This window comes from Streptococcus merionis DSM 19192, assembly GCF_000380085.1.
GTDB lineage: Bacteria > Bacillota > Bacilli > Lactobacillales > Streptococcaceae > Streptococcus > Streptococcus merionis.
Genome location: NZ_KB904559.1, coordinates 1 through 12,684 on the forward strand (window position 1 = coordinate 1; position 12,684 = coordinate 12,684).

21 protein-coding genes and 1 pseudogene are annotated in these 12,684 nt (G+C 40.3%); 2 read left to right on the forward strand and 20 right to left on the reverse strand.

The window, feature by feature from the left end:
- The coding region (locus A3I5_RS0109935) for a transposase (RefSeq protein ID WP_018373286.1) at window positions 1-249 on the forward strand (249 nt) is incomplete at its 5' end.
- Between the two features lie 14 nt (window positions 250-263).
- Here the strand turns inward: A3I5_RS0109935 and A3I5_RS0109940 are convergent.
- Entirely contained in the window at window positions 264-968 is a 705-nt protein-coding gene (locus A3I5_RS0109940) for an ABC transporter ATP-binding protein (RefSeq protein WP_018374458.1), read from the reverse strand.
- A 575-nt stretch (window positions 969-1,543) separates the two neighbouring features.
- Between A3I5_RS0109940 and A3I5_RS12955 the strand changes: the two are divergent.
- A pseudogene (locus A3I5_RS12955) lies at window positions 1,544-1,688 on the forward strand (IS110 family transposase); the annotation flags it as partial.
- Between the two features lie 548 nt (window positions 1,689-2,236).
- Here the strand turns inward: A3I5_RS12955 and rplQ are convergent.
- The 19 genes from rplQ to rpsQ all read right to left on the reverse strand — a co-directional run bounded on the left by rplQ (window position 2,237) and on the right by rpsQ (window position 12,684).
- Window positions 2,237-2,623, reverse strand: coding sequence for a 50S ribosomal protein L17 (gene rplQ, locus A3I5_RS0109945; protein WP_018374459.1), 387 nt, complete (start codon window positions 2,621-2,623; stop codon window positions 2,237-2,239).
- 14 nt (window positions 2,624-2,637) lie between these two features.
- Entirely contained in the window at window positions 2,638-3,576 is a 939-nt protein-coding gene (locus A3I5_RS0109950) for a DNA-directed RNA polymerase subunit alpha (RefSeq protein WP_018374460.1), read from the reverse strand.
- A 47-nt stretch (window positions 3,577-3,623) separates the two neighbouring features.
- Complete coding sequence (gene rpsK / locus A3I5_RS0109955) at window positions 3,624-4,007, reverse strand: 30S ribosomal protein S11 (protein ID WP_018374461.1); 384 nt, start codon at window positions 4,005-4,007, stop codon at window positions 3,624-3,626.
- Between the two features lie 17 nt (window positions 4,008-4,024).
- Window positions 4,025-4,390 (reverse strand): 30S ribosomal protein S13, encoded by a 366-nt coding sequence (gene rpsM / locus A3I5_RS0109960; protein WP_018374462.1) that lies wholly within the window; start codon window positions 4,388-4,390, stop codon window positions 4,025-4,027.
- Between the two features lie 19 nt (window positions 4,391-4,409).
- The gene (gene rpmJ / locus A3I5_RS12450) at window positions 4,410-4,526 is read right to left on the reverse strand and encodes a 50S ribosomal protein L36 (RefSeq protein WP_001808836.1); all 117 of its coding nucleotides are present in this window, start codon (window positions 4,524-4,526) and stop codon (window positions 4,410-4,412) included.
- A 23-nt stretch (window positions 4,527-4,549) separates the two neighbouring features.
- A complete protein-coding gene (gene infA, locus A3I5_RS0109965; protein WP_018374463.1) occupies window positions 4,550-4,768 on the reverse strand; it encodes a translation initiation factor IF-1 in 219 nt (72 codons plus the stop codon).
- A gap of 116 nt (window positions 4,769-4,884) precedes the next feature.
- Complete coding sequence (locus A3I5_RS0109970) at window positions 4,885-5,526, reverse strand: adenylate kinase (RefSeq protein ID WP_018374464.1); 642 nt, start codon at window positions 5,524-5,526, stop codon at window positions 4,885-4,887.
- A gap of 479 nt (window positions 5,527-6,005) precedes the next feature.
- A complete protein-coding gene (gene secY, locus A3I5_RS0109975) occupies window positions 6,006-7,307 on the reverse strand; it encodes a preprotein translocase subunit SecY (RefSeq protein WP_018374465.1) in 1,302 nt (433 codons plus the stop codon).
- Window positions 7,308-7,321: 14 nt separating this feature from the next.
- Complete coding sequence (rplO, locus tag A3I5_RS0109980) at window positions 7,322-7,762, reverse strand: 50S ribosomal protein L15 (protein WP_018374466.1); 441 nt, start codon at window positions 7,760-7,762, stop codon at window positions 7,322-7,324.
- 174 nt (window positions 7,763-7,936) lie between these two features.
- Window positions 7,937-8,119 (reverse strand): 50S ribosomal protein L30, encoded by a 183-nt coding sequence (rpmD, locus tag A3I5_RS0109985; RefSeq protein ID WP_018374467.1) that lies wholly within the window; start codon window positions 8,117-8,119, stop codon window positions 7,937-7,939.
- Window positions 8,120-8,133: 14 nt separating this feature from the next.
- Window positions 8,134-8,631: a 30S ribosomal protein S5 gene (gene rpsE, locus A3I5_RS0109990; protein ID WP_018374468.1), complete on the reverse strand. Its 498-nt coding sequence runs from the start codon at window positions 8,629-8,631 to the stop codon at window positions 8,134-8,136.
- A gap of 18 nt (window positions 8,632-8,649) precedes the next feature.
- The gene (gene rplR / locus A3I5_RS0109995) at window positions 8,650-9,006 is read right to left on the reverse strand and encodes a 50S ribosomal protein L18 (protein WP_018374469.1); all 357 of its coding nucleotides are present in this window, start codon (window positions 9,004-9,006) and stop codon (window positions 8,650-8,652) included.
- Between the two features lie 76 nt (window positions 9,007-9,082).
- A complete protein-coding gene (gene rplF, locus A3I5_RS0110000; RefSeq protein ID WP_018374470.1) occupies window positions 9,083-9,619 on the reverse strand; it encodes a 50S ribosomal protein L6 in 537 nt (178 codons plus the stop codon).
- 426 nt (window positions 9,620-10,045) lie between these two features.
- The gene (gene rpsH, locus A3I5_RS0110005; protein WP_018374471.1) at window positions 10,046-10,444 is read right to left on the reverse strand and encodes a 30S ribosomal protein S8; all 399 of its coding nucleotides are present in this window, start codon (window positions 10,442-10,444) and stop codon (window positions 10,046-10,048) included.
- A 331-nt stretch (window positions 10,445-10,775) separates the two neighbouring features.
- Complete coding sequence (locus A3I5_RS0110010; RefSeq protein ID WP_001085697.1) at window positions 10,776-10,961, reverse strand: type Z 30S ribosomal protein S14; 186 nt, start codon at window positions 10,959-10,961, stop codon at window positions 10,776-10,778.
- Between the two features lie 13 nt (window positions 10,962-10,974).
- Window positions 10,975-11,517 (reverse strand): 50S ribosomal protein L5, encoded by a 543-nt coding sequence (gene rplE / locus A3I5_RS0110015; protein WP_018374472.1) that lies wholly within the window; start codon window positions 11,515-11,517, stop codon window positions 10,975-10,977.
- 23 nt (window positions 11,518-11,540) lie between these two features.
- Complete coding sequence (rplX, locus tag A3I5_RS0110020; RefSeq protein WP_018374473.1) at window positions 11,541-11,846, reverse strand: 50S ribosomal protein L24; 306 nt, start codon at window positions 11,844-11,846, stop codon at window positions 11,541-11,543.
- A 184-nt stretch (window positions 11,847-12,030) separates the two neighbouring features.
- Window positions 12,031-12,399, reverse strand: a complete 369-nt coding sequence (gene rplN / locus A3I5_RS0110025) for a 50S ribosomal protein L14 (RefSeq protein ID WP_018374474.1) — start codon at window positions 12,397-12,399, stop codon at window positions 12,031-12,033.
- A gap of 24 nt (window positions 12,400-12,423) precedes the next feature.
- On the reverse strand, window positions 12,424-12,684 hold the full coding sequence (gene rpsQ, locus A3I5_RS0110030; RefSeq protein ID WP_018374475.1) for a 30S ribosomal protein S17: 261 nt from the start codon (window positions 12,682-12,684) through the stop codon (window positions 12,424-12,426).

The window sequence follows — 12,684 nt, forward strand, 5'->3', positions numbered from 1 at the left end:
GAAAACGTCTCAACGGCCAACCCTACTTTTAAAAAAGTCTTCAGAACCTTTCTGAAATACAAAGCTTACATTACCAATGCTTTAAATCTTCCTTATTCTAACGCCAAGCTGGAGGCCACCAACAAGCTCATCAAGGATATCAAACGACAAGCTTTTGGCTTCCGAAATTTCAAGAACTTCAAAACGAAAATTCTCATCGCTTTGAACATCACAAAAGAGAGAACCATTCTGATTCTCTCTCGTGCTTAATGATAAGTCACCCACTACAGTTGACAAGGAGCCAAGAAAACTTCTTCCAAACTATCGAAACCAGCCATCATTGTTTTCAAATCTCCTTTAGAGACAATATTGCCTTTATTAATAAAAACAACATAGTCGGTTACTGCTTCAACCTCGGACAATATATGGGAAGATAACAATATAGTTTTGCCGTTATTCGCTTGTTCTTTAATAAAATTTCTAAACCAGCGAATACCGCTAGGATCCAGCCCATTAGTTGGTTCATCCAAAATAAGATATTGTGGTTCACCTAACAATGCAGTTGCAATACCTAATCTTTGACCTTCTCCTAAAGATAAACTATCAATCCTAGAATTTTTCTTATGTTCAATATCCGTAATTTTTAAAACTTCAGCAATTCTTGAAAAACTAATCCCATTACTGGCAGCTGCAATTTTTAAATACTGACTAACTGTGCGATCTCCTGGAGAACCCACTCCATCAAAAGAGGATCCTACTGTTAAAAGAGGACAGACTATGGTCGAATATTTTTCTCCTCCTATTAGAGCCGTTCCTGATGTGGCAGTGTCTAGTCCAAGGAGAATTCTCAAAGTAGAACTTTTCCCTGCTCCATTAGGACCCAAAAATGCTGTGACTTTCCCTACCTCTGCAGTAAAAGAAACATCATTTAAAATCGTTGTTTTATTATATTTTTTTGTAATATGTTTTATTTCAATATCTTTAGACATGATGCACCTCAAACTAAAAATTGTTCTTTTGCTAATTCTCTATATAAAGGAACCGACTCTAATAGTTCTTCATGTGTCCCACTTCCGATAATTACAAGTAATGCCAGAACTCATTATTGAACTAAATTTCTTCAAGAGTGTAACCCTGGATACGACACAGTATATAATGTAAAGTTCAGAAAAATATCAGAAAAATAAAATATACTTAATATCATCATCTCGACCATGTTGGTCCTACTGAGATTTTTCCTCTAAAAATATCACGGAACTTACCTATTCATAGCTCTTTCTTATCTTCTTTGAATGTTGCAATTGATTCAAATGTTGGTTTACAATAATTCATAATATTCTGCTTATATATTTTCAATTGAAAGTTCTAAAATGAAGTTAGCCACCTGATAGGTATGAAAAAACATCTCAGAGAGATATATAATTGTAATCGACCAAAACAACAATTAGAAAGACTCTGAGATGCAAAACTATTATACACCAAAAGGAAAACATTTCACACTAGCTGACCGTAGAAAGATTGAACGTTGGCTTTAAGAAGGACAGTCCAATCGTGAAATCGCTAGGAGTTTTATGACAAAAGAAAAAGACAATCGCAGATGATCTCAACCAAGCCACATACTTGCCGCTATGCACCGTCTTATTCGGACGATGGATGACCTCATAACGCATAACAAACAGTACGACTACCATTCGACCAAAAGTCAATAAAGTTTGGCTATGCGTTATTATTGTAACACCTTATCGAAAAAATCACTAGATAAGGTGCTATTTTAGTGTACCTTTTTTAAAATTAAACGACTTAAAAGAGTCAGTAGATCCCATAAATCCACTGACTTTTTACAAAATATGATTGAAAACCATTGATAGACTTGACAAATGGTAGAAAAGTTCCATATGACTTATAATGACAAGCGACCAAACCGAGTCTCTGAATTTTTTGAACATCAAAATTGAGAGAACCAACCTAGTCCTCTCTAGAATCTAACTTTATAGCCGCTTTTCTTCAACCCACTACAGTTGACAATGAGCTTCGTTATCGGGCGGTTACGCTATGAGTCACCACAGTTGACAAGGTGTCCCAAAAAACGCCTGCTTATGAAATGATTCAAAACATGTGAGTCATTTCATAAACAAGCGTATATCATCTACAAATCTGATGAGTGTTACCGCTGAGGCAAAGCCTCAGCAGTAGACCAGAGCTAGACTAAGGTTCAAACAGAAACCCACCATCATAACACTCAACAAAATTGATGATCTTATACTAATTCAATGATAGCCATTGGTGCAGCATCACCACGGCGTGGCTCAGTTTTCAAGATACGAGTGTATCCACCATTGCGTTCTGCATAACGAGGTGCAATTTCAGAGAATAACTTTTGAAGTGCAGTTGTAGATGTGTACTTATCTGACTCTTCATCATAGTTTTCTGAAGCGATTTCGTTACGAACATATGCAGCAGCCTGACGACGAGCATGCAAGTCCCCACGTTTACCAAGCGTAATCATTTTTTCAACAGTTTTACGGATTTCTTTAGCACGAGCTTCAGTCGTCACGATTGATTCGTTGATCAACAAGTCAGTTGTCAAATCACGAAGCATCGCTTTACGTTGTGAACTAGTGCGTCCAAGTTTACGGTATGCCATGTCTTCCTCCTCTATTATTTATCGTTTTTTAAACCAAGTCCCAAGTCTGCAAGCTTATATTTAACTTCTTCAAGACTCTTACGTCCAAGGTTTCTTACTTTCATCATTTCTGGCTCAGTTTTCTCTGTCAAATCGTATACAGTATTAATCCCTGCACGTTTCAAACAGTTATAAGAGCGAACTGACAAATCAAGCTCTTCAATGGTGCGATCAAGCATCTTATCTTCAGAACTGGTCTCCGTTTCTTTCATAACATCAGCTGACTTCGCAACTTCTGTCAAATCAGTGAAAAGATCCAAGTGTTCTGTTAAAATACGTGCTGAAAGACCGAGCGCATCTTCTGGAATGATTGTGCCGTTTGTCATGATTTCAAGTGTTAATTTGTCAAAACCATCATTGCTTCCCACACGAGCTGGTTCAACTTGGTAATTGACTTTTGATACCGGTGTGTAGATTGCATCTACCGCTAAGGTACCAACTGGAGCATCGTCTTTTTTATTGCTTTCAGCAGGAGCATAGCCACGACCCTTGTTTACAGTCATAACAGCTTTAAAGCTCTTACCTTCGCTAATTGTGAAAAGATAATGATCTGGGTTGACGATTTCAACATCGCTATCAGACAAGATATCACCTGCAGTGACAACTGCTGGACCTTCAATATCTAGTTCGATTGTCTTCTCGTCATTTACATAAGATTTTACAGCAATTCCTTTTACATTTAGGATAATTTGCATAACGTCTTCACGAACACCTGGAACAGTGTCAAATTCATGAAGGACACCCTCGATTTTAATAGAGGTAATCGCAGCGCCAGGGAGTGAGGCCAACAGAACTCTACGAAGAGAATTTCCTAAAGTTGTGCCATAACCACGTTCAAGCGGTTCGACTACAAATTTGCCATAATCTTTGTTTTCATCAATTTTTGTTATTATTGGTTTTTCAAACTCAATCATTTACAGTACTCCCTCTTCAACGTCTGTTGTGTAAGTTGTATGATCAATTATACACGGCGACGTTTTGGAGGACGAGCACCATTGTGTGGCACAGGAGTCACATCGCGGATAGCTGTTACTTCAAGACCAGCTGCTGCAAGTGCACGAATAGCAGACTCACGACCTGGACCAGGGCCCTTAACAGAAACTTCAACCGTACGAAGACCATGCTCTTGTGCTGCCTTAGCCGCTGCTTCAGATACTAATTGAGCTGCAAACGGTGTAGACTTACGAGGGCCTTTGAAACCTAATTGACCGCCTGATGACCATGCAATAGCATTACCTTGTGCATCTGTAATCATAACAATTGTGTTGTTAAATGTCGCGTGGATATGAGCAATACCTGACTCGATATTCTTTTTCACACGACGTTTACGTGTTGGTTTAGCCAATTTCTTTACCTCCTATTTTATTTTTTCTTACCTGCAATCGCAACAGCTTTTCCTTTACGAGTGCGAGCGTTGTTTTTAGTATTTTGTCCACGAACAGGAAGTCCACGACGATGACGGATTCCACGATATGAACCAATTTCCATCAAACGTTTGATGTTCAAGTTTACTTCACGACGAAGATCACCCTCAACTTTGATCGCATCTACTTCACGACGGATTGCATCTTCCTGATCTGATGTTAAGTCTTTAACACGAATATCTTCTGAAACTCCAGCAGCTGCTAAAATTTTCTTAGATGTTGGAAGACCGATACCGTACACGTAAGTCAATGAAATCACTACACGTTTATCATTTGGAATATCAACTCCAGCAATACGAGCCATTTTTTCTCCTTTCTATCTATTAGCCTTGACGTTGTTTGTGTTTTGGATTTGCTGGGCAAATAACCATAACACGACCATTACGACGAATCACTTTACAGTATTCGCAAATCGGTTTAACCGATGGTCTTACCTTCATTCTTATCCCTCCAATTTTTTCGACTATTTAAAGCGGTATGTGATACGGCCTCTTGTCAAATCATACGGACTCAACTCAACAGTAACACGGTCACCGACCAAAATACGGATATAATTCTTACGAATTTTTCCTGAAACTGTTGCTAAAATCTGATGACCATTTTCAAGTTCGACAGTAAACATTGCATTGGGCATAGTATCAACTACCTTGCCTTCAATTTCAATCACATCTTCCTTTGCCACGCAAAAGCCCCCTTTAAATTTCGATTTGATGTCCTCTGAACACAGAGGTAACAATTATAAGTCAGACTAGCTTATCATACCATTATTTCAAGTAAAAAGCAAGTAGAGTGGCCATTTTATTTGAGATTTGAGAGCACTTTTTCAATCTCTGCATAAACCTCTTCAATATCCTGATCACCTTCAATGTCATGAACCAATCCCTTTGAGCGGTAATGCTCAATAATCGGCTGACTTTGGCTGATATTAACTTCCAGGCGACGAGCTACCGACTCAGGCTTATCATCCTCACGCTGGTAATAATCCTCTTCATTATAGCCTTCAGCTGGTGGGTTAAAGACTTTATGGAAAGTTTCACCTGTAGCTTTATGGATAATACGACCGCTTAAACGCTCTTGTAATTTTGCTGGATCAATTTCAATATTGATCACGCCATCAAGTGAGATCCCAAGTTCAGCAAGCGCTGCATCTAAAGCATGAGCCTGTTCAATGGTACGCGGATAACCGTCCAGTAAGAACCCTGTAGCCTTAATATCTTCTTGGCCAAGACGCTCTTTCACAATGCCATTCGTAACTTCATCTGGCACTAAATTTCCACCGTCCATGTATGACTTAGCGAGCAGCCCAAGCTCTGTTTGATTGGCAATAGCTGCGCGGAACATGTCACCTGTTGAAATGTGGGCAACTTTAAACTGCTCAACGATTTTAGCAGCCTGAGTTCCTTTACCTGCACCTGGCAAGCCCATAATTAAAAGATTCATAACGACTCCTTATTTTGTTTTTCAATAAATCTGCCATCTTTGACAAACTTATTCAAAAACAAAACAGAAGAGACTGGACATTGATGACTCAGTCTCTCTATTTTGAAGAGGGGATGAGATAAAAGCCGTAAAGCGACTTTGTCTGCTCACCCCTGCACAGGTAGGTCATTAGGTGTTTTAGCACCAATGAGTCACTGCTGACTAGGTTTGTAGAATAGTGATGTGTCCCATTTTACAAACCAGACACCTACTGTGTCAAACTGGGGGCAAATGATAAAAGAAATGAGGCTGAGTACTTTCTGTCTCAGCCTCAGCTGATGACTTTTTCATTTACTGGTTTTAGCAGACTTTATAGGAGCAAGCAGCCGCGCGAATTCTGGACAGTTAAAATGAGGATAAAGGTTGGAAATGACCACATTCCCAGCTCTTTTCATTGACTGCAAAGTCACTTTCTTTAACGTTACAATCCCCGCGCTTCCTTATTTATTCATAAAGCCTGTGTATTTACGCTTCAGCAAGTATCCTTCTAGTTGCTTAATTCCTTCAATAGCTGTTGAAATGATGATCAAAAGACTTGTACCACCGAGGGCAACAGCATTTGAAAGGCCAAATGCATTTTGTGCTAGAATTGGCAAGATTGCAACAAAGCCAAGGAATAAAGCACCAACTAGAGACAAATGCTTCAGCAATTTTGATAAGTAAGCTTCTGTTTCGCGTCCAGGTCGTACACCGTGGATATAAGCCGCACTCTTTTGTAAATTTTCAGCAGTCTTCTCAGGATTGACCTGCACAAATGTATAGAAGAACGTAAACACAATAATAAACAAAAGATAGACAAGCATTCCAGCAGGTGTTGTTGTCACGAATAAGTTACCCAATTTTGACAGCCAAGTAATATCTTGATTTCGAGCGCTAAAAAATTGAATCACAGCACTCGGTACTGCCGTAATAGAACTTGCAAAGATAACTGGAATAACTCCCGCTGGATTCACCTTCAATGGAAGATAAGAACTAGACGGTGCACCTTGAGCAAGCTTTGTATACTGAATTGGGATTTTATATTCTGCCTGTTGGACAAAGGTTGTGAACATGACGATAGCAAGCACTGCAAAAATCAATATCACCACAAAGATAATGGATGACACCAAGCGATCGCTAGAAATATTAACAAATTTATCTTCGTAGATGGAATGCATCATATTTGGAAGCGATGAAATAATACCTGCAAAGATGATCATCGAAACGCCGTTTCCATAACCCTTGTCAGAGATTTGCTCACCTAGCCAAACCACAATCATACTTCCTGCCGTCATAATCGTCCCGATCATCAAATAAGTTTGCCAATTTGGGTTGGGTACTAGTTTTGCACTAGCCAAGGCCTCAAAGCCACCGGTAATACCGATTGATTGAGCAAAAGCTAAGAAAAGAGAAATCCATCGGGTCGCTTGATTTAACTTACGGCGACCGACCTCCCCCTGCTTGCCCCATTCGACAAATTTGGGATAAATATCCATCTGCAACAGCTGAACAAAGATTGAAGCTGTAATATAAGGGCTGACACCTAAAGCAAAAATAGAGAAGTTTTGCATGGCATTACCAGAAACCAAACTCAGCATGTTTAAGAATGACAATTCGCTGAGTGCTCCTAGCGCAGCAGCATTAACTCCTGGAACTGTAATATGAGTCCCGATTCGAAAAACCAAGATAATAAAAATAGTGAATAAAATCTTGGATCGAACCTGCTTGACCTTAAGTGCCTCTATTAAAAGTTTAAAAAACATGTAAAGCCACCTCGTTAGATGAGCTCGATTGAGCCACCTTTAGCTGTGATTGCTTCTTCAGCTGATTTAGAAAACTTAGCTGCTTTGACAGTCAATTTCTTAGTCAATTCGCCGTTACCAAGAATTTTGATTCCTGATTTTTCGGCTTTAACGATACCAGCTTCAACAAGTGCTACTGGTGTTACTTCGGCACCGTCTTCAAAAGTATTCAATTGATCAAGGTTGACAATAGCATACTCTTTAGTGTTGATATTAGTGAAACCACGTTTTGGTAAACGACGGAAGAGCGGTGTTTGACCACCTTCAAAACCAAGACGCACACCACCGCCACTACGAGCCTTTTGACCCTTTTGACCGCGACCTGAAGTCTTACCGTTACCAGATGAAGTACCACGACCGACACGGTTGCGAACTTTACGTGAACCTTCTGCAGGTTTTAATTCATGAAGTTTCATTATCATTTTCTCCTATTTTTTGTAAAATGCTAGCGCCTTAGCAGTAGTCAAGGGAGGCTACTGTTAAAACTCGCCTATACGATAGAATGGTGTTTAAGTCGCAGGGGATTCCCAGCGACTTAAAACCTCTGTACGAGTCTGGGACAGACCACCATGATGGCTCTGCCCGCTCTCCTATTTAACTTCTTCTACAGTTACCAAGTGAGCGATGGTGTTAACCATACCCAAAATAGCTGGGTTGTCTTCTTTGATAACAGAAGAATTCAATTTACCAAGTCCAAGTGCAACAACTGTTTTTCGTTGGTTCGGTTTGCGTCCGATTGGAGACTTAGTCAAAGTAATTTTAATTTGAGCCATTAGAATCTCCTTTCTTAAGCTAAATCAGAAACTGAGATGCCACGGAGAGCCGCAACCTCTTCAGCACGTTTCAACTGTTTCAAACCTTCCACAGTTGCACGAACGATATTGATTGGTGTGTTTGAACCGAGTGACTTAGACGTGATGTCAGCAACACCAGCTAATTCCACAACGGCACGAACCGCACCACCAGCAGCTACCCCAGAACCTTCCGCAGCAGGTTTCAACAAGACACGAGCGCCACCAAATTCAGAATAGACTTCGTGAGGAATTGTTGTACCCACCATTGGAACTTCGATGAGGTTTTTCTTAGCAGCTTCAACTGCCTTACGGATTGCTTCTGGAACTTCTTGCGCTTTACCAGTACCAAATCCAACACGACCATTACGATCACCTACAACGACGAGGGCTGCAAAACGAAGGCGACGTCCACCTTTTACAACTTTAGTAACACGGTTGATACCAACCAAGCGTTCTTCAAGTTCAACTGCATTGTTGTCTTTAAATGCCATTTTCTAGTGTCCTCCCTATTAGAATTTCAATCCGTTTTCACGGGCTGCATCAGCCAAAGCTTTTACACGTCCATGATAGAGATATCCACCGCGGTCAAAGACAACTTCAGTAATACCTTTAGCAACTGCACGTTCTGCAACAAGCTTACCAACTTCAGTGGCTTGCTCCGTTTTTGTTCCTTTTGAAACAGCCTTATCAAGAGTTGAAGCGTGAGCGAGTGTGACACCCGCTACGTCATCAATCACTTGAGCGTAGATGCCTGTATTAGAACGGAAAATGTTCAAACGTGGGCGTTCAGCTGTTCCAGAGATTTTACCGCGAACGCGACGATGGCGTTTTTGGCGGATTTTATTTTTATCTGGTTTAGAAATCACTTTATTTCTCCTCTTAATATAATGGTCTTAGAAGTCTTAAGCTACTAGGAGAAATTCTCCTAGCAAAAGCTCAAGATTATTTACCAGTTTTACCTTCTTTAAGACGAACGTACTCACCAACGTAGCGAATCCCTTTACCTTTATAAGGCTCTGGTGAACGAAGGCTGCGGATATAGGCCGCTGTTTGGCCGACAACCTCTTTGTCAATGCCAGAAACATGAATCGTAGTTGGGTTTGGTAACTCAAATGTGATTCCTTCTGGAGCTTCAACTTCATCTGGATGAGATTTACCAACTGCAAGTACTAATTTACTACCTTGCAATTGTGCACGGTAACCAACACCTCTCATTTCAAGCTCTTTTTTATAGCCTTCTGAAACACCAACAACCATGTTGTTAAGCAAAGCGCGGGTTGTACCGTGGATTGTTTTCATTTCTTTTGAATCGTTTGGACGGTGAAGCGTTACTTCAACACCATCAACACGGATTTCAATATCTTTGGAAAGCGCACGCGACAACTCTCCTTTAGGACCTTTTACAGTAACTACACCATCAGCTTGAGAAAGTTCAACACCTGCAGGCAAAGTAATTACTTTATTACCAATACGTGACATATTATTATTTTCTCCTGTTAAATTGTCAGGCCGACTAGCGACCAGTTTTCACGGGGCAAACAAGATACTTAGCCGTTAAGCAACTCAAAGAAAAATAGGCGGTAAGTCCGAAATCTTTGATTTCGAAGACGCACCCCCGTCAGGACGACTAGGACTTTCACAGATGAAATCTAAGAAAGTCCAGACGTTTACGACGCTAGGCACTTGCTGATTAAGCATTAGCTGTGCTTTTCAAAGAGTTGTAGGCGTGTTCGACTCCAATATCTTGTTTCTATCTTTAAATCTGATACGAACAATTCAACAAGCTTGCTGAATTGAACACGGACTAAAATCCTAGTGAAAAAGATAGATTCCCTTGAAGCCCTCGGACTTCTGCGTCAATCTCCTATTTTCATACGAATTTTTTAACGTCCTTAGTATCTTAGATTACCAAACGTATGCAAGAACTTCCCCACCAACGTTCTTTTGACGTGCTTCTTTATCTGTCAAAAGACCTTCTGATGTGGAGATAATCGCAATGCCAAGTCCATTAAGAACTTTAGGAATATCGTCGCGTTTTGAGTAAACACGAAGACCTGGTTTTGAAACACGTTTCAAATTTGTGATAACTTTTTCACCGTTTGGACCGTATTTAAGGAAAACGCGGACGATTCCTTGCTTATCATCTTCGATGATTTCAACGTTTTTCACAAAACCTTCGCGTTTAAGGATTTCTGCAATCCCCTTTTTAATGTTTGATGCAGGCACTTCAAGCACTTCATGTTTCGCTTGGTTAGCGTTACGGATGCGTGTCAAAAAGTCTGCAATTGGGTCGGTCATAACCATTTTTAGTTTCTCCTCTTACTAGTAGTTTGACTAAATCACTTGCTAGTTAATGTGTGCCCGAAGGCATGTGATATGCGAGTTTAACGCTCTCACATCATGTTATTTGAGCACGGACTAAAATCCTAGTGAAAAAGATAGGTCTCCTTGAAGTCCAATGACTTCTACGTTGCCTTCCTATTTTCATACGGATTTTTAAACGTCCTTTGCATCATTTCATTATTTGAACTCGCCCTAGAACTCTGTGCAAAATAGATAAGCTATCTTGTTTGCAAGCAAACAGCGATAACTTTCTAATTTTGCTATGTTCATCGCGGGCTTAGTATCATTTTCATTACCAAGAAGCTTTGGTAACGCCTGGAATTTGACCTTTGTATGCCAATTCACGGAAGCAAACACGGCAAAGTTTAAACTTGCGGTAAACGGAATGTGGACGGCCACATTTTTCACAGCGTGTGTAAGCTTGTGTCGAGAACTTCGCTGGGCGTTTGTTCTTAGCGATCATTGATTTCTTAGCCATTCTTTACCTCCCCTTATTTTGCAAAAGGCATTCCTAAGCCTGTAAGCAAAGCACGTGATTCTTCGTCAGTGTTAGCTGTTGTAACGATAACGATATCCATACCACGAGTCTTATCAACATCATCAAAGTTGATTTCTGGGAAGATCAATTGCTCTTTGATACCAAGCGTGTAGTTACCACGTCCATCAAATGATTTTGTTGGCACACCGTGGAAGTCACGTACACGTGGAAGAGAAACTGATACCAATTTATCCAAGAATTCATACATGCGCTCGCCACGAAGGGTAACTTTTGCACCGATAGCAACACCCTCACGAAGACGGAAGCCGGCGATTGATTTCTTAGCTTTAGTGATCAATGGTTTTTGACCTGAGATCAATGCTAATTCTTCAGCAGCCTTTTCAAGGTTTTTCGCATTTGATACAGCATCACCAACACCCATATTGATAACGATTTTATCAACCTTAGGCACTGCCATTACTGAGCTATAGTTAAATTGTTCAACTAATGAAGGAACAATTTCTTTAAGATATTTTTCTTTTAAACGATTAGCCATTATACTTCTCCTTTCCTTCGTGATTAGTCAAGCATTTCGCCTGATTTTTTATTGTAGCGAACTTTTTTACCGTCTACAAACTTGTAGCCGACGCGTCCAGCAACACCATTTTTATCCAATACTTGAACGTTTGAAACGTGGATTGGAGCTTCTTTTTCAACGATAGCACCTTGAGGGTACTCGTTGTTTGGTTTTTGGTGTTTCTTAACTTTAGCTACGCCTTCAACGATAACTTTGTTTACTTTTGGTAATGCAACAAGAACTGTAGCTTCAGTTCCTTTATCCTTACCTGCAATCACGCGAACTTTGTCGCCTTTTTTTACAAACATGGTTTTCTCCTATGTATTTCTTACGCCCGAATGGGCACCCTAGGATAGCTCCTAGGGGACTTCGTTTGTGTTTTATTATTGATCTGATTTAAGGAATATGGCTTCGTTAACTCATTTGATGAACGTTAGCACTATCCATCATTTGCTATCTTGTCTTATTCCTTTTTCAAATCGTTATAATCAATTAAAGCACTTCTGGCGCCAAGGACACGATCTTCATATAGCCGCCTTCGCGGAGTTCACGTGCAACTGGACCAAAGATACGCGTTCCGCGAGGTGTTTTGTCTTCACGGATGATAACAGCAGCATTGTCGTCGAACTTGATGTATGAACCATCTGGACGGCGAGCACCTGTTTTAGTGCGAACGATAACAGCTTTTACAACGTCACCTTTCTTAACCGCACCACCAGGAGTTGCTTGTTTAACTGAAGCGACGATAACATCACCGATGTTAGCGAATTTACGTCCTGAACCACCAAGAACTTTGATGGTCAAGATTTCGCGGGCACCACTGTTGTCAGCGACTTTCAAACGTGTTTCTGTTTGAATCATTTAAGTTTTCTCCTTTCTGGTTAATTAGATGATAACTGCCTCTTCCACAACTTCTACCAAACGGAAACGTTTTGTAGCTGAAAGTGGACGAGTTTCCATGATACGAACGATATCGCCTTCTTTGGCAACGTTGTTTTCGTCATGTGCTTTGTATTTTTTAGAGTAGTTAATACGTTTACCATAGACTGGGTGGTTACGTTTCGTTTCAACTACAACAGTGATTGTTTTATCCATTTTGTCAGACACAACACGCCCTACAAGGACTTTACGTTTATTGCGTTCCAT